Annotated in this window: 17 protein-coding genes; 13 read left to right on the plus strand and 4 right to left on the minus strand. The window is 72.9% G+C overall.

All coding sequences use genetic code 11. The features are described from left to right. Nucleotides 1–18 precede the first annotated feature (18 nt). Genes F6X68_RS07155 through F6X68_RS07165 form a run of 3 tightly spaced genes read left to right on the plus strand, consistent with a single transcriptional unit; the run spans nucleotide 19 to nucleotide 4,212 of the window. Nucleotides 19–1,353 (plus strand): Gfo/Idh/MocA family protein, encoded by a 1,335-nt coding sequence (locus F6X68_RS07155; protein WP_225852035.1) that lies wholly within the window; start codon nucleotides 19–21, stop codon nucleotides 1,351–1,353. Between the two features lie 2 nt (nucleotides 1,354–1,355). Further along, on the plus strand, nucleotides 1,356–3,503 hold the full coding sequence (locus tag F6X68_RS07160; protein ID WP_192581309.1) for an alpha-N-acetylglucosaminidase: 2,148 nt from the start codon (nucleotides 1,356–1,358) through the stop codon (nucleotides 3,501–3,503). Between the two features lie 46 nt (nucleotides 3,504–3,549). Beyond that, nucleotides 3,550–4,212 carry an NPCBM/NEW2 domain-containing protein gene (locus tag F6X68_RS07165; protein WP_151453503.1) on the plus strand — a complete coding sequence of 221 codons (663 nt, stop codon included), beginning with the start codon at nucleotides 3,550–3,552 and terminating at the stop codon, nucleotides 4,210–4,212. Nucleotides 4,213–4,398: 186 nt separating this feature from the next. Here the strand turns inward: F6X68_RS07165 and F6X68_RS07170 are convergent, their stop codons facing one another. Beyond that, a complete protein-coding gene (locus tag F6X68_RS07170) occupies nucleotides 4,399–5,778 on the minus strand; it encodes an MFS transporter (RefSeq protein WP_225852036.1) in 1,380 nt (459 codons plus the stop codon). Nucleotides 5,779–5,883: 105 nt separating this feature from the next. On the opposite strand from F6X68_RS07170, the gene F6X68_RS07175 reads away from it, so the two are divergent. Together F6X68_RS07175 and ispH are read left to right on the plus strand one after the other, a co-directional pair. Further along, nucleotides 5,884–6,468, plus strand: coding sequence for a TetR/AcrR family transcriptional regulator (locus F6X68_RS07175; RefSeq protein WP_151453505.1), 585 nt, complete (start codon nucleotides 5,884–5,886; stop codon nucleotides 6,466–6,468). A 104-nt stretch (nucleotides 6,469–6,572) separates the two neighbouring features. Then, on the plus strand, nucleotides 6,573–7,517 hold the full coding sequence (gene ispH / locus F6X68_RS07180) for a 4-hydroxy-3-methylbut-2-enyl diphosphate reductase (protein WP_225852037.1): 945 nt from the start codon (nucleotides 6,573–6,575) through the stop codon (nucleotides 7,515–7,517). 131 nt (nucleotides 7,518–7,648) lie between these two features. Here the strand turns inward: ispH and F6X68_RS07185 are convergent, their stop codons facing one another. Next, nucleotides 7,649–8,590, minus strand: a complete 942-nt coding sequence (locus tag F6X68_RS07185; protein WP_225852038.1) for an isopenicillin N synthase family oxygenase — start codon at nucleotides 8,588–8,590, stop codon at nucleotides 7,649–7,651. Between the two features lie 166 nt (nucleotides 8,591–8,756). Here F6X68_RS07185 and F6X68_RS07190 point away from each other — a divergent pair, with 166 nt between their 5' ends. The 7 genes from F6X68_RS07190 to F6X68_RS07220 all read left to right on the plus strand — a co-directional run bounded on the left by F6X68_RS07190 (nucleotide 8,757) and on the right by F6X68_RS07220 (nucleotide 17,912). Beyond that, nucleotides 8,757–9,623 (plus strand): helix-turn-helix transcriptional regulator, encoded by an 867-nt coding sequence (locus F6X68_RS07190; protein WP_225852039.1) that lies wholly within the window; start codon nucleotides 8,757–8,759, stop codon nucleotides 9,621–9,623. 246 nt (nucleotides 9,624–9,869) lie between these two features. Then, the gene (locus F6X68_RS07195) at nucleotides 9,870–12,884 is read left to right on the plus strand and encodes a non-ribosomal peptide synthetase (RefSeq protein ID WP_151453509.1); all 3,015 of its coding nucleotides are present in this window, start codon (nucleotides 9,870–9,872) and stop codon (nucleotides 12,882–12,884) included. Then, the gene (locus F6X68_RS07200) at nucleotides 12,884–13,642 is read left to right on the plus strand and encodes a leucyl/phenylalanyl-tRNA--protein transferase (protein ID WP_151453510.1); all 759 of its coding nucleotides are present in this window, start codon (nucleotides 12,884–12,886) and stop codon (nucleotides 13,640–13,642) included. Before F6X68_RS07195 ends, F6X68_RS07200 begins: the two co-directional genes overlap by 1 nt. A 17-nt stretch (nucleotides 13,643–13,659) precedes the next feature. Beyond that, nucleotides 13,660–14,403 (plus strand): N-acetyltransferase, encoded by a 744-nt coding sequence (locus F6X68_RS07205; RefSeq protein ID WP_225852040.1) that lies wholly within the window; start codon nucleotides 13,660–13,662, stop codon nucleotides 14,401–14,403. Then, nucleotides 14,400–15,449, plus strand: a complete 1,050-nt coding sequence (locus tag F6X68_RS07210; protein ID WP_151453511.1) for a methyltransferase — start codon at nucleotides 14,400–14,402, stop codon at nucleotides 15,447–15,449. The genes F6X68_RS07205 and F6X68_RS07210 overlap by 4 nt, the downstream gene beginning before the upstream one ends. A 102-nt stretch (nucleotides 15,450–15,551) precedes the next feature. Beyond that, nucleotides 15,552–17,276: an acyl-CoA dehydrogenase family protein gene (locus tag F6X68_RS07215; protein ID WP_151453512.1), complete on the plus strand. Its 1,725-nt coding sequence runs from the start codon at nucleotides 15,552–15,554 to the stop codon at nucleotides 17,274–17,276. A 3-nt stretch (nucleotides 17,277–17,279) separates the two neighbouring features. Continuing rightward, complete coding sequence (locus F6X68_RS07220) at nucleotides 17,280–17,912, plus strand: hypothetical protein (protein ID WP_151453513.1); 633 nt, start codon at nucleotides 17,280–17,282, stop codon at nucleotides 17,910–17,912. 28 nt (nucleotides 17,913–17,940) lie between these two features. Here F6X68_RS07220 and F6X68_RS07225 read toward each other — a convergent pair whose 3' ends face one another. Together F6X68_RS07225 and F6X68_RS07230 are read right to left on the minus strand one after the other, a co-directional pair. Then, nucleotides 17,941–18,429: a pyridoxamine 5'-phosphate oxidase family protein gene (locus F6X68_RS07225; RefSeq protein WP_151453514.1), complete on the minus strand. Its 489-nt coding sequence runs from the start codon at nucleotides 18,427–18,429 to the stop codon at nucleotides 17,941–17,943. Nucleotides 18,430–18,473: 44 nt separating this feature from the next. After that, nucleotides 18,474–19,337 carry a 3-hydroxybutyryl-CoA dehydrogenase gene (locus F6X68_RS07230; RefSeq protein ID WP_151453515.1) on the minus strand — a complete coding sequence of 288 codons (864 nt, stop codon included), beginning with the start codon at nucleotides 19,335–19,337 and terminating at the stop codon, nucleotides 18,474–18,476. A 240-nt stretch (nucleotides 19,338–19,577) separates the two neighbouring features. Between F6X68_RS07230 and F6X68_RS07235 the strand changes: the two genes are divergently transcribed. Beyond that, complete coding sequence (locus tag F6X68_RS07235; RefSeq protein WP_151453516.1) at nucleotides 19,578–20,810, plus strand: cytochrome P450; 1,233 nt, start codon at nucleotides 19,578–19,580, stop codon at nucleotides 20,808–20,810. Nucleotides 20,811–21,096: the final 286 nt, after the last annotated feature.

The raw sequence follows: 21,096 nt of genomic DNA on the forward strand, positions 1-21,096 counted from the left end.
ACCGAAAGGATGATCGACGTGGCAGGCCCTGTGTCCCCGGGATCGGGACCGGTACGACTGCTCGTGCTCGGCGCGGGAGGGCGCGGCGCGCACGCGTACGCCCAATGGTGCCTGGAGCACCCCGAGGCGGCCCGGGTCGTCGCGGTCGCCGAGCCCGACGCGGAGCGCCGCGACGGACTGGGCGACGCCCACGCCGTCCCGGCGGACCGACGCTTCACCGGCTGGCAGCAGGCGCTCTCGACACGGGGACCGTGGGACGCGGTCATCGTCGCCACCCCGGACCGGGACCACGTCGATCCCACCCTCCGGGCCCTCGAACTGGGACACCACGTCCTGCTCGAGAAGCCCATCGCGCCGACCGCCGAGGAACTGCACCGGCTGACCGTCGCGGCCCGCGGCAGCGCCGGCACGGTCACCGTCGCCCACGTGCTGCGCTACACCCCGTTCTTCCAGACCCTGCGCCGCCTGCTCGACGAGGGCCGGATCGGCGAGTTGCAGGGCATCTCGCACATCGAGAACGTGGCGTACTGGCACTTCGCGCACAGCTACGTGCGCGGCAACTGGCACCGGACCGACCAGTCCAGCCCGATGCTGCTGGCGAAGGCGTGCCACGACATCGACATCCTCCGGTGGCTGGTCGGGTCGCCCTGCACGACGGTGGCCTCGTTCGGCGAACGCCGCCACTTCCGGGCCGAGCACGCGCCGAAGGGCTCGACCGAGCGCTGCGTCGACGGCTGCGCCGTCGCCGACACCTGCCCGTACAACGCCGAGCGCCTCTACGTCGACCAGCTCGCCGACGTCGACGGGCCACCCGTCACGGTCGTCACGAACGACACGAGCGTGGCCGGCCGGCGGCGGGCCCTGCGGCTGACCGACTACGGCCGGTGCGTCTACCGGATGGACAACGACGTCGTCGACCACCAGACGGCGGCGCTGCGCTTCGGCAACGGCGTCACGGCGTCGCTGGTGGTCTCGGCGTTCACCGCGTGGAACACCCGCACGCTCACGCTGATGGGCAGCCACGGACAGATCACCGCGGACATGCGTTCGGGCCGGATCAGCCTGGCGACCTTCACCGACACGCCGCCCACCGTGGAGGGACGGCGGACCGACGAGACGTTCCAGGTCGGCACCGGCAGCCAGGGGGTCGTCGACGAGGTCATCGAGGCGTTCTCCGGACACGGCGGCGGCGACGCCGGGCTGATGCTCGACTTCACCGGGCGGGTCCGGCGCTGGCTGTCCGGCGAGGACGTCGAGGCGGCCCCCAGCTCCCTGGAGGAGAGCGTGGAGAGCCACCTCGTCGCCTTCGCCGCCGAGCGGTCGCGGCTGAACCGCACCGTCGAGGAGCTGTGACGGTGGACGAGGTGCGTGCCCTCGTGGCCCGCGTCGCCGGCACGGCCGACGACGTGCGGGTGGAGCGGATCCCCGCCGGCGACGACGCGGCCGTCGCCGGATACGAGTGCCGCGACGGCGTCCTGACGCTGCGCGGGTCGGATCCGGTGGCCGCGGCCGCCGCGTTCGGGCAGTACCTGAAGGCGTACGCCGGCCGTCAGGTGACCTGGGAACAGCCCCGGCTCGCGCCCCGGCCGACGCCCTGGCCGGACGCGCCCCCGACGCGGTTGACCAGCCCGTTCGCGGTCCGCTATCACCTCAACGCCGTGACCTACGGCTACTCGGCGGCGTTCTGGGACTGGGACCGCTGGGAGCGGGAGATCGACTGGATGGCGCTGCACGGCGTCACCCACCCGCTCATGCAGGTCGGCCACGAGGCGGTGCTGGCGGAGATGTTCCGGCGGGCCGGGCTCGACCAGGCCCGGATCGACGCGTGGATCGGCAGCGCGGCGCACTTCCCGTGGACGTTCATGGGCAACACGAACTCGTTCGGCGGGCCGCTGCCGGCGCGCTGGATCAGCCGCCACGTCGAGCTGGCGCAGCGGATCCTCGACCGGCAGCGCTCGCTGGGCATGACGCCGGTCCTGCCCATGTTCGGGGGCCACGTGCCGCCGGAACTGGCCGACCCGTCGGCCGGCGAGATCGAGTGGCAGGGCTGGCGTACCCCGATCCTCGGCCCCGACAGCGAGCGGTTCGCGTCGTTGACGGCGGAGTTCCTGGGCATCCAGCGGGAGCTGTTCGGCACCGACCACCATTACGCCGTCGACCCGTTCATCGAGTCGGTGCCGCCGTCCGGGGAACCCGACTACCTGGCATCGGTCGGCCGGGCCGTCTACCGGGCGATGGCGGACGGCGACCCGGAGGCGACCTGGGTGCTCCAGGGCTGGCCGTTCCACTACCAGCGCGACTTCTGGCGGCCCGAACGCGTGCGCGCGTTCCTGGCCGACGTGCCCGACGAGCGGCTCCTCCTGCTGGACCTGTGGGGTGAGCACGCCCCCATGTGGCGCCGCGACGGCATGTTCGGGCGGCGCTGGGTGTGGTGCGCCATCCACAACTTCGGGGGCCGCTTCGCGCTCTTCGGCGACCTGGACGGGCTGCGTCGCGACGTCGACGAGCTGCGGCGTACGCGGCCCGCCCGGCTGGCGGGCGTCGGGCTGGCACCGGAGGCGGTCGAGAACAACAGCGTCTTCTACGAGCTGGCCACCGACCTGACCTGGGGCGTGCCCCGACTGGACGACTGGCTGCGGTCGTTCGCACGGCAGCGCTACGCGTCCGGGCACGAGGACTTCGCCCGGGCCTGGCGGCTCCTGGCCGACACGCTCTACGGGCCGGGGCGTACGCGGTCCATCCCGTCCCCCGTCATCGCCCGGCCGTGGTCGGCCGACGCGCCGTTCGCCGCCCAGCGGCTGGCCGGCGAGTTCGTCCCGCAGGACGCGGAGCCGCAGCGGCAGTCGGCGAACATCGACGCCGAGAACGACCCCATGGTCCTCGGCGCCCTGCCGCGGATCGCCTCGGCCGCCCGGCTGCTGCTCGGGCGGGCGCCGGAGGCGGGGGTCCGGGAGCAGGTCGAGCGGGACCTGGTCGAGCTGGTCGGTCACGTGCTGGCGCAGGGCTCGCGGGTCCACATCCGCGGGATGCTGGCAGCCTTCGCCGAGCGGGACGGGGACGGGGTCCTGGACCACTTCGCCCGGTTCCGGGCGGATCTGCTCGACCTCGACGAGCTCGCCGGCACGCGGTCCGAATCGCGCGTCGGCCGGTGGATCGACGACGCCCGCGCGTGGGGCGGCTCGCCCGCCGAGGCCGACGTCATGGAGCGCGACGCCCGCAGCCTGGTCTCCGTGTGGGGCCACCAGACCAGCGGGCTGCACGACTACTCCGGGCGGCACTGGGCCGGGCTCGTCCGGGACTACTACCTGCCCCGGTGGGAGCTGTGGGCGACCTGGCTGGCCCGGGCGGCGACGACGGGGCAGGCACCGGACGTCGACGTCCTGCGCGCCCGCGTCGTCGCGCACGAGGAGCGCTGGCGGGGGACGATCGGCGGCTGTTCCGCCGCGCCCGAGGGGAACACCCTCGACGTGGCGGCCAGGATCCTCGACCGGCTCGGGCACTGACCGGCGGCGGCCCGGCGCGCGTGCGCGGAGTTGCCATAATCGAAGCGTGTCTGTCCCGAGACGGCGTCGCTCGTCCCATCCCGCGATCGCCGGCGCGGTCATCGCGGCCGTGGCCACGGTGGTCGCGGCGGCCATTCCCGTCGCGCTGGAGCTGACCCGCGACACCGGCGGCGGCGGTGCCGCGCCGCCGGTCCAGGGTGCTCCGTCCAGCGGGCAGCCCTCGCCGACCCCGCCGGCGGCGCCCACCGACCCCGCCCCGACAGCCGAGTCGCCCACGGTCACCGCGTCGCCGTCGCCTTCGGCCGACGTGGTTCCGCTGACGGAGATGCGCGAGGTGGACGACTTCGAGGGCTGGGAGCAGGAGCCGTTGACCGTCGCCGGCAAGCGGCACGAGGCGGTGCTGACCGCGTCTCCGTGTTGGTTGAACGACAACTACATGGTCACGTTCGTGGTGAGCCGGCAGTTCCGGGTCCTCGAGGCGGCCGTGGGCATCGCCGACGAGTCCCCGAAGGGCATGCCGCTGCGGTTCACCGTGCTCTCCGACCGCAAGGAGGTCTTCACCACCACGGTCGGCCTCGGGAGGACCCGCCCGGTCAAGGTGGACGGCAGCGACTCGACCCAGGTGTCGCTGCGGGTCAGCACCACCAGCGTGGAGCAGTGCCACGGCGACAGCCTCGGCGCCTTTATCGCGCCGCGGGTGCGCCGGTGAGCGCCGGCCCGTCGACGTGACGGTGGGGCCGGCGCCCGCGCGTCCCCGGGGCGTGCCGGTGTCCGACCCGGCGGCCGGTGGGCGGGCCCCCACCGGCCGTTCCCGCGCCCGCCTGTCGGGGGCGTGGTGGAGGATGTCCGACCCGGTGGTCGGTGGGCGGGCCCCCACCGGCCACCGGGTCGGGGCTCAGTGGGCCGGCCGGGGGGTGATGACGAAGGCCAGGACGGCGGCGGCGACGGCGATGACGGCGCCGGTGGTGAAGCCGCGGGAGAAGCCTTCGGTGCTGGTGCCCGCGATGCTCGCCGCGGCCATGCTCGACACGACGGCGGCGCCGAGCGAGGCGCCGAACTCGTGGAAGGTGCTGACGATGCCGGACGCCAGGCCGGCCTCGTGCGGCGCGACCTGGCCGAGCGCGACGGCGGACGCCACGACGAAGAGGACGCCCGTGCCGGAGGCGGCGACGGCCACCCCGACGACGAGGGCCAGGGTCCCGTCGACGAAGGCGGGGACCGCCATGCCGGCCGCCGCGACGAGCAGGCCGAGGACGCCGAGGGTGCGCGCCCCGATCCGGCCGATGACGCGGCCGGCGGCGTTCGCGCCGAGCATGGTCGTGATCGCCACGGGCAGGAAGAGCAGCCCGGTGCGCAGGGCGCCGTAGCCCTGGTGGTTCTGGAGGTAGAACGTGCCCAGGAAGAAGACGGTGATCATCAGCGCGGTCGCGACGAGGATCAGCAGCGCCCCGGTCGCCACCGGCCGGCGAAGCAGCAGCCGTACGTCCATCAGCGGGCTCGCGGCGCGGCGCTGCCGGACGACGAACGCGGCGTAGAGGAGCACGGCGGCCAGCAGCAGCGCCAGGATCGTCGGGTTGGCCCAGCCGACGTCGCCGGCGCGGATCAGCGCGTAGATCAGCGATCCGGTGGCGGCCGTCACCAGCACCGCGCCGGGCACGTCGAGCTTGGCCGTCGCGCCGGTGGGCGCCTGGGGCGGGAGCTGCATCCGGAGGGCCAGGAGCAGGATGATCCCGACCGGCACGTTGATGAAGAACACCCAGGGCCAGCCCGGCCCGGCGGTCAGCAGGCCGCCGAGGAGGACGCCCAGGGCGGCGCCGCCGCCACCGAGCGCCGACCAGATGCCGAGCGCCTTGTTGCGCTCGTCGCCGTCGAAGATCGTGACGACCAGGGACAGGGCGGCGGGGGAGAGGAGCGCCGCCGCGAGGCCCTGCCCGACGCGACCGCCCAGCAGCATGGGGCCGCTGGTCGCCAGCCCCGCCGTCAGGGACGCGGCGCTGAACAGCAGGAGCCCGGCGAGGACGAGGCGCCGGGCGCCGAACAGGTCCGCGGCGCGCCCGCCGAGCAGCAGCAGGCCGCCGAAGGTGAGGGTGTATCCACTCACCACCCACGTGAGGGCTTCCCGATCCATCCCCAGGTCCGACCCCATGTGCGGCAGGGCGATCGCGACGACGGTGACGTCCAGGATCAGCATCAGTTGGGCGATGCCGACGAGGCCCAGGATCCGCCAGCGCTGCGGATGCGGACTCGCGGGTGTGGGAGTTTCGGTTGCGGTCACAGGTTCCGCCATGGCTGCCAGGCTCCTCCGCCAAGTTGAACGGTAGTGTTCAAGTTACGGAGACACGTTAACTCATGCACGTCTGTTCGACTTAGGGGAAGTTCCATGACTCGCCCACTCGCCAAGCCGACCCGCCGGGCCGACGCCCAGCAGAACGTGGAGAGGATCCTGGAGGCGGCGGTGAGCTGCCTGAGTCGCGACCCCGACGCCAGCGTCAGCGACATCGCGCAGGCGGCGCGGGTGGGCCGGGTGACCCTCTACGGTCACTTCCCGTCCCGGGACGCCCTGGTCGAGGCCGCGCTGACCCGGGTGCTGGCCGAGGGGGAGGAACTCCTGGCAGGCCTCGACCTGACCGGCGACCCGCGGGACGCCCTGCGTGTGCTGATCCGGTCGAGCTGGCTGCTGATCGCCCAGTCGAGCGCCGTGCTGGAGGCGGCGCAGGCGTCGCTGCCGCCCGAACGCGTGCACGAGCTGCACGCCGAGCCGGCGCGACGCGTCGACCAGTTGATCCGCCGGGGTCAGGACGAGGGGGTGTTCCGGGTCGACCTGCCGGCCAGCTGGCTGACCAGCGTGCTGCACCACATCATGAAGGGCGCCGCCGCCGACGTGGCCAGCGGGAAGGTGGACCGGGCGGACGCCCCCCGCCTCATCTCCGAGACGGTCCTCGCCGCCTACCAGGTGCACGGATAGCGGGCGTCCCGGCGCGGGGCGTCGTTGCTGGTGCTCCATCGGAACCCCACCGGATTGCGAGGACACGGCTCGATACTGCGGAGATGCGTGGGAAGGAGTGCGCGATGTCCGTAGCCGAGTCCGTAACGGTACTGCTCGCGGCACCGCGTGCGTTCTGCGCCGGTGTCGAGCGTGCGATCGAGATCGTCGAGCGTGCGCTCGCCAGCCGGGGCAGCCCGGTGTACGTCCGCAAACAGATCGTCCACAACGCGCACGTCGTCGCCGACCTGGAGTCGCGCGGCGCCGTGTTCGTCGAGGAACTCGCCGAGGTACCCGCCGGCGCGACTGTGGTGTTCTCGGCGCACGGGGTGTCGCCCGTGGTGCGCGCCGAGGCCGACCGGCTCGGCCTGGAGGTGTTCGACGCGACGTGTCCGCTGGTGGCGAAGGTGCACACGGAGGCGCGCCGGTACGCCGACCGTGGGGACACCGTCCTGCTCGTGGGGCACGCGGGGCACGAGGAGACCGAGGGCACCCTGGGTGAGGCGCCGGAGCGGATGCTGCTCGTGCAGTCGCTGGAGGACGCGCACACGGTCCAGGTGCCCGACCCGGACCGGGTGTCGTACCTGACCCAGACCACGCTCGCCGTGGACGAGACCGCCGAGGTGCTCGACGTGCTGCGCCAGCGGTTCCCCGCGCTGCGCGGGCCGTCCTCGGCCGACATCTGCTACGCCTCGACCAACCGGCAGGCGGCGTTGCGTGCGGTCGCCGAGGAGTCCGACCTCGTGCTCGTGGTCGGCTCGACCAACTCGGCGAACACGCAACGGCTCGTCGAGCTGGCCCGCCGCGCCGGTCGACCGGCCCACCTCATCGAGGACGCGGCGGAGATCCTGCCGGAGTGGCTGGCGGGTGTCACCACGGTCGGGGTCACCGCGGGCGCGTCCGCCCCGCCGCGCCTGGTCGAGGGCGTGGTCGAGGCGCTGCGGGCGCGCGGGCCGGTGACGGTGGTGGAGCGCGAGGTCGCCCGCGAGACCATCGAGTTCACCGTGCCGGGTGCGGTGCGTTCCCTCTGACACCGGACCGCCGCCCGGCGGAGCGCCCGTCGCCGATGCGCCGCGCGCCCGGAGCGCCCGGCGGCCCGCCCACCGCGCGGCGCCCGGCGGACCGCGTCTGCGGGGCGGTCCGGCGGGCGCCGCGGGGTCGGCTACGCGGAAGCCTGGTACGTCGACTGCATCTTGTGCGAGAACCACTCGCCGACGGTCACCCGGTCGAGCCCGGCCTCGGCGCTCTCCTGGGCCAGTGGGCGCATGGGCTCGATGGTGGTGTCGTGGTTGGGCAGGTAGAAGAAGGGGATGGAGACGCGCGACGGCGCGTCCGTCCCCTCCGGGTTGACCACCCGGTGCACGGTCGACGCCCAGCGGCCGCCGGTCCAGAACGCCATCAGGTCGCCGATGTTGACCACGAAGCTGCCGGGGATGGCGGGCACGTCCAGCCAGTCGTCGTCGCCGCGCCGCACCTGGAGCCCGCCCAGCTCGTCCTCCACGTAGAGCACCGTCAGGCTGCCCCAGTCGGTGTGCATCTCCCGCCGCAGCACGCCGTCGTCGGGCGTCGGGTAGTAGTAGTTGGCGATGATCAGGGACACGTGCTCGTCGAACTTGCTGTCGAAGAAGTCCTCCGGCAGCCCGAGGGCGAGCGCGAACAGCCGCATGATGTCCGCCGACAGCTCGGTCATGGCGGCGATGTACTCGTACCAGACCGCCTTGAAGTCGTCGTCCGGCCAGATGTTCGCCGCCTTCCAGGTGGCCGGGTGCGTGCCGAGCCGCGCGCGCTCCTCGTCGCTCAGGTCGCCCGTCACGTGCGCGGCGAACGCCTCGTACGGGCCGCCCGGGCGGCGCAGGCCCGACACCCCGGAGCCGCGGTTCGCGCTCCGGTCCTTCTCCTCCTCCGGTCGGGTGAAGAAGGTCTTCGTGGTGGTGTACATGCGGTTCACCAGTTCCCGGGGCACGCCGTGCCCCACGACGGTGAAGAACCCCGAACCCTCGCACGCCTTGCCGATGGCTGCCGCGATGGCCGCGCGCCCCTCGGCGGTGGTGCGGCCCGACAGGTCGATCGCCGGTACGAAATCCTGGACCACAACGGGTTCCACAACTGCCCGCCTCTCTCGCGACGTCATTACATTGATCGAAGCAATCCCGGGTCACCCGCCGGCAAGCCGCTGCGGTGTCGCTTCCCCCACGTGCGGGTAATTGCTCGGCGTACCTGGTGGTAAGGCAATGTTGAGACCGGCAGACATTCACGTGCACGATTGCGTCGTGGCATACGAGGACGAGCAGTTGTCGCAGAGGGGCGGGGCGCTCGCCGAGGCGGGCCGCCCGCTGGCCGGGGACACCGTGGGTCGGCTCGTCGCCGATCCGCCCGGTGTCGTGGCGGATCCTGCCATGCGCCTGCTCGTCGCCGCCGCGGCGGGGGACCCGCTGCTGCTGGCCGCGCTGCGCGAGGGGATCCGCGTCGAGGGCGTCACCGACGGGCCCGGCCGGGCGCGGACGCCGAAGCGGGTCCAGGAGCTGGTCCGTGCCACGTTGCGCGGCGCGCCGACCGGAGCGTGGCAGCTGCTGCGGGTGGCCGCCGTGCTCGGTCGGTCCTGCCAGCTCGCGGAGCTGACGGCGATGACCCGGCGGAACACCGCCCAGCTGCTGCCGGACCTGGATGCGCTGCTCGACGCCGGTCTGCTCGACTGGGTGGGCGACGACCTCGCCTTCCGGCACGAACTGGTGTGGTGGGCGGTGCTCGACGCCCTGCCGCCCGCCGTGCGGCAGGCGCTCCGCGCCGACCGCGACCGCCTGCGCCGGCGCCGGGCCGTGACCGGTGCGTCCCGCGCCGCCGACCCGTCGGCGGAGCCCGTGGCCCCCGCCGACCTGCGGCGCAGGATCGGGCTGCGCTCCACGCCCGCCGCCCGCGAGCACCGCCCGGACACCGGTGGCGCGTGGGAGTCGTTCAGCGGCGTCGAGCGGGCCATCGCGCGGCTCGTCGCCGAGGGCATGACCAACCGGCAGATCGCGACCCGGGTACGGCTGTCGCCGCACACGGTCAACTACCACCTGCGTAGCCTGTTCCGCCGGCTGGGCATCTCCTCGCGGGCGGAACTCGTCCGCCACGTGCCGGTCTCCTCCGCGGCGTAGCGGGCGGTCCGGACCTTCCGGGCACCACTGCCACATAGCGATTTCCGGCGTCCTCCACGTTGAATTCGACGAAGGGTGGACCGCGCCTAAAGGACTACCCTGATGAGTAGTGTCAATTCTGGTTCCATGCTCATTCTGGTAGTCGGGGGAACCGCCGGCAGGCAGTAGTGTCGCCCGTATCGAATTTCGTTGGGTCAGCGGCAGGTAAATCCACGGGTACGACCGTGCTCACACCCGAGGGAAAACATGAACATCCGTACGCAACCGCGTGTCCACGAACTCATCGCCGTCCGCGCGGCGTCGCAGCCCGACCGGACCGCGGTCGTGCAGGGCGACGCGCACATCAGCTACGCGGACCTGGAGCGCCGGGCGAACGGCCTGGCCCGCCACCTCGTCGACGAGGGCGTCGGCGCGGACTCCGTGGTCATGGTCCACCTGGAACGCTCCATCGACGCCATCGTCGGCCTGCTCGCCATCTGGAAGGCGGGCGCGGCCTACCTGCCGGTGGATCCGGGGCTGCCGGACAGCCGGGTCGAGGCGTTCGTGAAGGAGACCGACTGCACCACCGTCGTCACCCACGGGCGCGACCTGGCGCGCTTCGCCGACCTGCCGGTCAGGGCGCTCACCGCGAGCGTCGCGGACGGCGCCGCGACCGCCCCGGCCGTGGCGGAGGGCGGCGGGGACGCCGCCTACATCATCTACACGTCGGGATCCACGGGTACGCCGAAGGGCGTCGTGGTCAACCACGACTCGCTTAGCTACCTGTGCGGGGAGCTGGCCGGCCGCTACGGCGTCATCCCCGACGACCGGGTGCTGCAGTTCGGCGCGCTCTCCTTCGACACCTCCATCGAGCAGATCACGGTCGCGCTGCTGGGCGGGGCGACGCTGGTGCTGCCCGAGCTGAGTTGGGCGCCCAGCGAGCTGCCGGAGCGGCTGCGCCACCACGGGGTCACCGTGATGGACCTGACCCCCGCGTACTGGCGCCGCTTCCTCGCCGAGGCCGGCGCGGGGGCCGGTGACCTGCCGGTCCGGCTGGTGATCGTGGGTGGCGAGGCGGTCAACGCGGAGGACTGCCGCACGGCGCTGGACCTGATGCCGGGGGTACGGCTGGTCAACGCCTACGGGCTCACCGAGACCACGATCACCTCCTGCCTGATGGACCTGACCGCCGACGTGCTGCCCGCCCGCGGCGCGGCTCCCGTCGGCCGGCCGCTGCCCGGCACCGTCGTGTACGTCCTTGACGAGCACGGCCGGCCGGTCGGCCCCGGCGAGCGCGGTGAGATCCACATCGGCGGTCGCGGTGTGGCGCGCGGCTACCTGACCGAGGACGACGCCGGCCGCTTCCGCGCGGACCCGTTCGCGTCCGAGCCCGGCGCGCGGATGTACCGGACCGGTGACCTGGGCGCCTGGACCGCCGAGGGCAACCTCGAGGTGATCGGGCGCATCGACCGGCAGGTCAAGATCCGTGGATTCCGGGTGGAGCCCGGCGAGATCGAGGCGGCGCTGGCGGCGCACGAGGGCGTCGACACGGTCGCCGTCACCACGTACGAGCACGACGGCCAGCGGCGCCTGGCCGCGTACCACACCGGCCCACGGCCCCTGGACGTCGCGGAGCTGCGCGAGTTCGTCAGCCGCCACCTGCCCGACTACATGGTGCCGACGGCGTTCGTCGCACTCGACGAGCTGCCGCTGAAGACCAACGGCAAGGTCGACCTGGCCGCGCTGCCCGCGCCGGGCACCGCGACGGTCGCTGCCGAGGCGGCGGACGACACGCCCGTCGACCTCGTGGAGCGCGGCGTGACCCGGCTGTGGGGGCAGGTGCTCGGCGTGCCCCGGGTGCTGCCGGACGACAACTTCTTCGCGCAGGGCGGCAACTCGATCCTCGCCGCCGAGCTGCTCGCGAAGATCCGTGGCTCCTTCGGCGTGCTCATCACCCAGGTACGTCCGCTGATCCGGCTGCTGCTGGAGGACGCGACGCCGCGCGGCCTGGCGCGGGCGGTGCGCGAGGCCCGGGAAGGCACGCTCGCTGGCGACGACACCCGCAAGCGGGTGGACTTCGCCGCCGAGACGGAGCTGGACGTGCAGGTCCGGCGCGACGTGTCCGACGAGCCGCGCTGGCAGGACCCCCGCCACGTGTTCCTCACCGGCGCCACCGGCTTCCTGGGCATCTACCTGCTGCGGGAGCTGCTGACGAGCACGGACGCCGTGGTGCACTGCCTCGTGCGCGCCGACGGGCCGAAGCAGGGCCTGGCCCGCATCCAGGCCAACGCGCGGCACTACTTCGGCGAGGACCTCGCCGGTCACCAGGCGGCGGGCCGGATCGTCGCCGTCCCCGGCGATCTCGCGGCACCCGGGCTCGGCCTGTCCGAGGCGGCCTTCGACGAGCTGGCGCGCACGGTCGACGTCATCCACCACCCCGGCGGGGCCGTCAACTTCATCTACCCGTACGCGCACATGCGGCCGGCGAACGTCGACGGCACCCGCGAGATCATCCGGATGGCCGCCCGGCACCGCAACGTCCCGGTCCACTACACGTCGACCATGGCCGTCGTCGCGGGCTTCGGCACCGCCGGCGTCCGGCACGTCGACGAGGACACCCCGCTGGCGTACGCCGACCACCTCTCCGTCGGCTACGTGGAGAGCAAGTGGGTGGCCGAGGCGCTGCTGCACCGGGCGGCGGAGCAGGGGCTGCCGGTGGCGATCTACCGGGCCGCCGACATCTCCGGCGACCGGGTCAACGGCGCGTGGAACATCGCCACGGAGATGTGCGCGATGAAGAAGTTCGTGGTGGACACCGGCACCGCCCCCGTCGCGGAGCTGCCGCTGGACTACACGCCGGTCGACGTGTTCGCCGCCGCGGTCGCGCACATCGCCCGGGCGTCCCGGCCCGACGGCGAGGTCTACCACCTCACCAACCCCGGGAAGGTCAACATCTCGGTGCTGGTCGAGCGCCTGCGGGCGCACGGGCACGACATCCGCGAGGTGACCTGGGCCGAGTGGCTCGACGAGATGGTGCGGGTCGCGGTCGAACAGCCCGACCATCCGATGACCCCCTTCGCGCCGCTGTTCATCGACCGCTGCGCGACGGGCCAGATGAGCGTCGCGGAGATGTACCTGGAGACGACGTTCCCCGTCTTCTCCCGCACCAACGTGGAGCACGCGTTGCGCGGCAGCGGCATCGAGATCCCGACGGTGGACGCGGAGATGCTCGACCGCTACATCGGCTACCTCACCCGCACCGAGTTCCTGCGGGCCGCGTGATGGGCTGGGAGACGCTCGACCTCACCCACGCCCCCACCGAGGGCCCGGTCGCGTTCGGCGACGACCTGTCCGCGACGACGCTCCTCGGCGCCTACCGGCACGGGCTGTTCCCGTTCCCGGCCGACACCGAGGAGCGGAAGATCGTCAGCGAGTTCACCTACGAGGCGGACGTCGCCGCCGGCCGGATCGCGGTGCTCGCCGGGAGCGCGGACCCGTACGCCGTCGCCTGGTGCTCGCCCGACCCGCGCCCGGTGATCCACGTCGACCAGGCCCGCATCCAGCGCAGCCTGCGGCGGCAGCTGCGCAACAAGGTCGAGTGGACGACGACGCTCGACGTCTGCTTCGACCGGGTGGTCCAGCACTGCCGCGTGGGCCGCGAGCCCCGGTGGCTGACCGACCGGCTCGTGTCGGCGCTGCGCGAGCTGCACGTGGCGGGGCACGCCCACAGCGTCGAGGTGTGGGAGGGCGACGAGCTGGTCGGCGGCACGTTCGGCGTACGGGTCGGTGGCGTGTTCAGCGCCGACTCCCAGTTCGCGCTGCGCAGCGGCGCCGCGAAGGTCGCGGTCGCGTGCCTGGTGCGGCGCGTCGCGGAGAGCGGCGGCGTGGCGGTCGACGTCCAGCACGACGGCGACCACGCGAAGCTCATCGGCGCGGTCGCGGTGCCCCGTACCGAATACCTGGCGCTGCTGCGCAGGCACGCCGACGACCACTGCGCCATGCCCGCGGACCCGCTGCCCGCGCGCAGCCTGGCCGCCTGACCGAGGGAGGTGACCCCGTGCGCGTGTTGACGCTCGCCGAGCGACCGGACCTGCGGGACGCGATGCTCCACATGGAGGCCTCGTGGCCCGAGTACATCCCGCCCGAGCCGATGGTGATCGGCTGGGCCTTCGACCGGTACCCGGAGCACCAGCTCGTCGTCGTCGAATCCGACGACAAGGTGGTGGCCCGCGCGGCCGGCGTGCCGTTCGCCTGGGACGGTGACCCGGCGAGCCTGCCCGACACCGGTTGGGACGCGGTGCTGGGGATGAGCATGCTCGACACCTCCGCCGGCCGCGACCTCACCGCGCTGTGCGCGCTGGAGATCGCCGTGGTGCCCGGCATGCAGGCCCGGAACATGTCGGGGCGCGTCCTGGCGGCGGTCAAGGACAACGCCCGCCGGCACGGCTACCGCGACGTCGTCGGGCCGGTCCGGCCCAGCGGCAAGCACGCCGAGCCGCACGAGCCGATGCCGGGGTACGCGGCCCGGACCCGCGACGACGGGCTGCCGGCCGACCCGTGGCTGCGCGTGCACGTCCGGGCGGGCGGGCAGGTGCTCCAGGTCTGCCCGGCCTCCATGACGATCTCCGGCAGCCTCGCGCAGTGGCGCGACTGGACCGGGTTGCCCTTCGACACCAGCGGACCGGTCGTCGTGCCGGGTGCCCTGACCCCGGTCGCGGTGAACGTCGACCACGACCACGCCGTCTACGTCGAGCCCAACGTGTGGGTTCGACACCCCCTCGCGGAAAGGCATGCCTCATGACCAGCACCGTTCCGGCCACCCTGGCCTCCAAGATCCGCAACCGTGCCGCCCTGATCGAGATCATCGGCGGCTACATGGCCTCGCAGTCGCTCGCGCTCGCCGCCGAGCTGAAGCTCGCCGACCACATCCACGACGGCCGGGTCACGAGCGCGCAGCTCGCCGAGGCGACGGGCACCCACGCGCCGTCGCTGCACCGGCTGCTGCGGACCCTCGTGGCCATCGGCGTGCTGGTCGAGCCGGCGCCGGGCGAGTTCCGGCTGACCGAGGTGGGCGAGCAGCTGCGCACCGACTCGCCGAACACGCTGTGGGCGTTCACCCGGTTCTTCACCAACCCCACGCTGTTCGCGTCCTGGCAGCAGGTGCGGCACACCATCGAGACCGGTGAGTGCGCCTTCGACCACGTGCACGGCAAGAACGCCTACGTGCACCTCGCCGAGAACCCCGAGCTGTCCGCGCTGTTCAACGTGGCGATGGGGCAGGAGTCGAGGGCGTCCGCCCAGCTCGTCGCCGACGGGTACGACTACTCCGGCGTCCGTACCGTCGTGGATGTCGGCGGCGGCGACGGGACGCTGCTCGCCGCGATCCTCGGCACCCACGCCCACCTGCGGGGGGTGTGCTTCGACAGCGCCGCGGGCGTGGCCGAGGCCGCCGGCGTGCTCGCCACCGCCGGTGTCGCCGACCGGTGCGAGATCGTGGCGGGCGACTTCTTCTCGTCGGTCCCCGAGGGCGGCGACCTGTACATCATCAAGAGCGTCTTCCAGGACTGGGACGACGAGAACGCCCGGAAGCTGCTGGCCACGGTGCGTGCCCACATCCCCGCCGACGCCACGCTGCTGATCGTCGGATCCGTGCTGCCGGACACCGCGAACACCGACAACCCGGTGATGTTCTACACGGACATCAACATGCTGGTGACCGCCGGCGGCCGGGAGCGGACCGAGAGCGAGTTCCGGTCCCTGCTCGCCGAGACCGGCTTCACCGTCGAGTCCTGCGGCCACGGCGCCGCGGGCCCGCTCTCGCTGATCAAGGCCGTGCCGGCGCGCTGACCCACGTCGAGGACCGGGCCACGGGCGCACCCGCTCACGCGAGTCGAACGTGGCCCGGCCCGTGTCCCGATCCAGACCCACCCGCGCAACGGGGAGGCAACGATGACCAGACCGAGTTTCGGCAGCGAACTCCTGCGCGGCAGGCTGCGGGTCGACCTGCTCGACCCGCTGCCCGACGCCGGGCTCGACGCCGACGCCGAGGCGTTCCTCGCGCGGCTGCGCGCGTTCTGCACCGACAAGGTGGACGGCCGGCTCATCGAGCGCGAGGACCGGATCCCCGACGAGGTGGTCGACGGCCTGCGCGACCTCGGCGCGTTCGCCATCAAGCTCCCCAGGGAGTACGGCGGGCTCGGCCTGTCGGGGGTCTGCTACCACCGGGCGCTGATGATCGTCAGCACGGCGCACTCCTCGCTCGGTGAGCTGCTCGGCGCGCACCAGGCGATCGGCCTCATCCAGCCGCTGCGGCTGTTCGGCACCGACGCGCAGAAGCGTGAGCTGCTGCCGAGGTGCGTACGCGAGATCTCCGCCTTCGCCCTCACCGAGCCCGACATCGGCAACGACCCCTTCCGGATGCGGACCACCGCCACCCCCACCGACGACGGCGGTTACCGCCTCGACGGGGTGAAGCTGTGGACGACCAACGGCACCATCGCCCACCTGATCGTGGTGATGGCCCTGGTCCCGCCCACGGAGAGCGGCCCGGGAGGCATGTCCGCGTTCGTGGTGGAGGCCGACGCGCCGGGGGTCACGGTGGAGCACCGCAGCTCCTTCCTGGGGCTGCGCGGCCTGGAGAACGGGGTCGTCCGGCTGCACCGGGTCGTGGTGCCCGCGAGCCGCCGGATCGGGCCGGAGGGGCAGGGGCTCCAGGTGGCGCTCGCCGCGCAGGACACCGGCCGGCTGTCGATGCCCGCCGTCTGCGCCGCCGCCGCCAAGTGGAGCCTGAAGATCGCCCGCGAGTGGTCCGGCGTACGCGTGCAGTGGGACCGGCCGATCGGCGAGCACGAGGCGGTGGCGAGCAAGATCGCCTACATCGCGGCGACCGCCTTCGCGCTGGAGGCCATGGTCGAGGTGTCCGGCCGGCACGCCGACGCCGGCGTGCTGGACACGCACACCGAGGCCGAGCTCGCGAAGCTGTTCGCGTCGGAGCAGGCGTGGCGGATCGTCGACGAGCTGATGCAGATCCGGGGCGGCCGCGGGTACGAGACCGCCGAGTCGGCCGCCGCGCGCGGTGAGCGCGGCGTCCCCGTCGAGCAGCTGTTCCGGGACCTGCGCATCGGCCGGATCTTCGACGGCTCCAGCGAGGCGCTGCGCGTCTTCGTCGGGACCGACGCGCTGGCGGACGAGGAGGGCCCGGCCGAGGGGTCCACGCCGTTCACGCCGCCGCCCGGCTTCGGCGACCTGGCCGGGCACCTGTCGTTCGCCGACGCGACGAGCGCCGAGATGGCCCGGCACCTCGCCGACGGCCGGGAGCGGTGGGGCGAGGCGGTCGCCGAGCGGCAGCTGTTCCTCGGGCGCGTCGTGGACATCGCCGCCGAGCTGTACGCGATGACCGCCGCCTGCGTGTACGCCAGGGCGCTCGGCGACACGGCGGTCGAGCTGGCCGACGCGTTCTGCCGCCAGTCCCGCCAGCGGGTGGCGGAGCTGCGCCGGCGGCTGCGGGACGACACCGACGGCGACGACGTCGCGGTCGCCCGGCGGGTGCTGGGCGGCAGCTTCACCTGGTTGGAAGAGGGCGTGCTCGACGCGTCCATCGAGGGGCCGTGGATCGCCGAGCCCGTACCGGGACCGGCGAGCGGCCCGAACCTGCACCGCACGATTCGGAGGTGACTAGTGGACGAGCACGTGGCAGAGCTGGTGGCACAGGGCCGGCGGTCGCTGGAGCTGGCGCCCAACCGGTTCCTGGAGCTGCTGGAGCGCGGTGAGGTGTCGGCCGACCGGCTGCGCGCCCTGGCCGGCGAGCTGCACCACCTGGTGTCCAGCGACCGGAGCAGCTTCGCGTTCCTGGCGGCCCGCTTCCCCGAGCCGCTGTTCCTGGCCATGGCGGGCGCCGAGGAGGAGGCGCTGGGCCTGCTGCCGGCCTTCGCCGCCGCGGTGGGCCTGGGGGAGAAGGAGCTGCGGGCGCACGAGCCGCGACCGCTGGCCCAGGCGTACCCCTCCTTCATCGTCCGGACCGCCGTGTTCGGGCCGCGGTCGGCGATCCCGCTGGCCCTGCTGGTCAACGTCGAGGAGTCGGGCGGCTTCTACGCCCGGATGGCCGATGCCCTCCAGGCGCGCTACGGGTTCTCCGACGAGGCGGTCGCGCACTTCCGCTACTTCGCGGAGACGCCGGACGAGGTGCTGGAGCAGGCGGCCGGGGTGGTGTCGACCGGCCTCGCGGCGGGCGACGACCCGGTGGAGGCCCTGCGCGCGGCGCGGATGGTGCACGCCTACGAGGCGGTGTTCTGGGCGACGATGGCCGAGTGACCCCGGGACCGGGGTGGACCCGCCCCGCTCAGGGCAGGTCCACCTCGATCCGGCGGTCGATCCGGTCCTCGATCCAGGTGCTGGTGTCGACGAGCCACACGCGGTCCACCGAGATCTGGTAGATCCGGTGCTCCGCCGGCGGCAGCAGCGCCGACACGGGCAGGGTGTACTCCGCCCTGCTCGCGTCGTCCGGCAGCAGGGCGTCGTAGAACGTCGCGTGGTGTGCGCGTACCTCGTCGGCGGTCAGCTCCCGGCAGGTGCCGGTGAACTGGGCGCCGTCGACCTCGGTGAGCCCGCCGTCGCCGGTGACGAAGAGGGCCCCGCTCACCGTCGGGCGGGCCGCCACGTGCCTGCTGTGCCGGGACTGGGTGGCGGAGCCGAACAGGAAGCGCAGCGGGTCGGGCAGCCACGCGTACTGGAGCACCGCCGTCCACGGCCGGCGGTCGGGGGAGACGGTGGACAGGGACAGGTACTTCGCGTCGGCGACGACGCGGTGCAGACGGTCGACGAGGTCCATGGTTCAGCCCACCTCCGCGGGGGACGTTGCGGCGGCGTACGCGCTCATCGCCCGTACTCGTAGAAGCCCCGGCCGCACTTCTTGCCGAGCATGCCGCCGGCCACCATGCGGGCGAGCAGCGGCGGCGGCGAGTAGTGCGGCTCCCGGAACTCCCGGTACAGCGACTCGCTGATCGCGGCCACGATGTCGAGCCCGATCAGGTCGACGAGGCGCAGCGGACCCATCGGGTGCGCGCAGCCGAGCGTCATCGCCTTGTCGATGTCGGCCACCGACGCCATCCCGGACTCCACCATCCGCACGGCGGAGAGCAGGTACGGGATCAGCAGCGCGTTCACCACGAAGCCCGCGCGGTCCTTGGCGCGGACGACCTGCTTGCCGAGCACCTCGGTGACGAACGCGTCGACGGTCTCGACGGTCCGCGGGTCCGTACGCACCGAGCCGACGACCTCCACGAGGGGGAGCACCGGCGCGGGGTTGAAGAAGTGGATGCCCACCACCTGCTCGGGCCGGGCGGTGACGCCGCCGAGCTTCACGATGGGCAGTGAGGACGTGTTCGAGCCGAGGATCGCGTCCTCGTCCTCGACGACCTTGTCGAGGGTGGCGAACACGTCGAGCTTGATCGACTCCTGCTCCGAGGCGGCCTCGACCACCAGCTGCCGGTCGGCGAAGTCCGTGAGGTCGGCGGTGAAGGACACCCGACCCAGCGTCGCGTCCCGATCCGCCTCGCTGAGCTTGCCCCGGCCCACCGCGCGGTCCAGCGACGCGGTCAGCCGCGCCCGGCCCGGTACGAGGGAAGCCGGCCGCGACACCGCGACGAGCACGTCCAAGCCGGCCCTCGCGCACGTCTCGGCGATCCCGGCGCCCATGACCCCGCACCCGACGACGCCGACCCGGCGAATCCTGTCCATGTTTGTGCCTCCGCACACGCGTTAACAAATGGGGTTGCCGCAGAATTCGGTGAGTAGGGCGGGATCGCCGCTCCCTGACACGTGTCGTGGTAGGACGATAGGTTGGTAGGCCGGCACGACGCAATGATCTGCGCCTTTGTCCAGGCGAATTCGTGGCGGGTGCGAGAAAGCGGTTACCCGACAGTTCCCGATCGACAGTTACCTTTCTCTGCGTTCCCTCATCATCGTAGGAGGCGCACTATGGTCGACTTCAGCGCTGCCCCCACCACCCAGATCGACAGTCGCGGCGGCAAGTGCCTGTACGCGCAGATCGACGAGTTCCGTGCGGCCGGCCCCGCAGTGGCCGTCGAGCTGCCGGAAGGCATGTTGGCCTGGTCGATCACCCGCGGCGACGTGGTCCGGCGCCTGCTGACCCACCCCGGGGTCTCCCGCAACGTCAAGAAGAACGTGCCCAGCTACACCCCCGGCGAGATCAAGTGGCTGTCGCCGTGGGTGGACGTCGAGTCCATGTCCACGGCGGAGGGCCGCGAGCACCAGCGCCTGCGGCAGCTCGTGGCGCCGGCGCTGACCCCGAAGCGGATCGACGCGATGCGCCCGCACGTGGAGCTCGTCGCCCGGCGGCTGCTCGACGACCTGGCGACGCACCCGGCGGACGAGCCGGTCGACCTGCACACCATCTACTCCCAGCAGTTGCCGACCAGGGTGATCTGCGACCTGTTCGGGGTGCCGGACGACCTGCGGCCCGAGGTGCTGCGGATCCTGCGCGTGGTGCTGAACACCGACAACGTGCCGGAGGAGGAGTCGGCCGCGGTCTACGTCGACATGAACGTCGCCATGCGTACGCTGATCGACCTCAAGCGCCGCGAGCCGTCCGACGACCTGACGAGCTTCCTGATGGCGGCCCGGGTGGAGGGCGAGGAGCCGCTCAGCGAGCAGGAGCTGGTCGACATGCTGCTGCTGCTCATCGGCGGCGGCAGCCAGACGACGGTGACGCTGATCGACCACACGGTCCGCGAGCTGCTCGCCAACCCGGACCAGCTGGCGACCCTGCTGGCCGACCCGGCCCGCTGGCCGGACGCCATCGAGGAGGCGCTGCGGGCGCACTGCCCGGTGGCGGCACTGCCGATGCGCTGGGCGAAGGAGGACATCGACCTCGGCGAGGGGGTCGTCATCCGGGCGGGCGACGCCATCCTCATCAGCTACCTGGCGCACGGCCGCGACCCGGCCGTCCACGAGAACCCGGACGTGTTCGACATCGACCGGGAGAACAAGGACCACCTCGCGTTCGGGGCGGGTCCGCACTTCTGCCCCGGGGCCCGCCTGGCGCGCCTGGAGGCGGTCGTGGCGGTGCCGGCGCTGTTCGCCCGCTTCCCGCACCTCGCGCTGGCCGTGGCACCGGATGAGATCCAGCCGCTGCGCTCGTTCATGGCGAACGACGTGGCGTCGCTGCCGGTGCTGCTGAACCACCGGTAGGCGGACACCACGCCGCCCGGCCCGCGCGTCGCGGGCCGGGCAGCGGTGCGGACCGCATCAGGCGCAGTGGCTCCCGACGGTCTCGCCGACCGTCAGGGGCCACTGCGCCTGATCGTGTCCTGGGCCGTCGGCGCGGTGCCGGCAGGCGGTCACGGCCGTGGTTAGTGGGTGAGTGCGGGGATTTGGATTTTGGCGTCGTGTTCGAGGATGCGTTGTTGGAGTTCTTGGAGGCTGCGGCCGGGTTCGAGGCCGAGGCCGTCGACGAGGGCTTCGCGGGTGCGTCGGT

It is taken from the genome of Micromonospora sp. AMSO12t (assembly GCF_008806585.1).
GTDB classification, from domain to species: domain Bacteria; phylum Actinomycetota; class Actinomycetes; order Mycobacteriales; family Micromonosporaceae; genus Micromonospora; species Micromonospora reichwaldensis.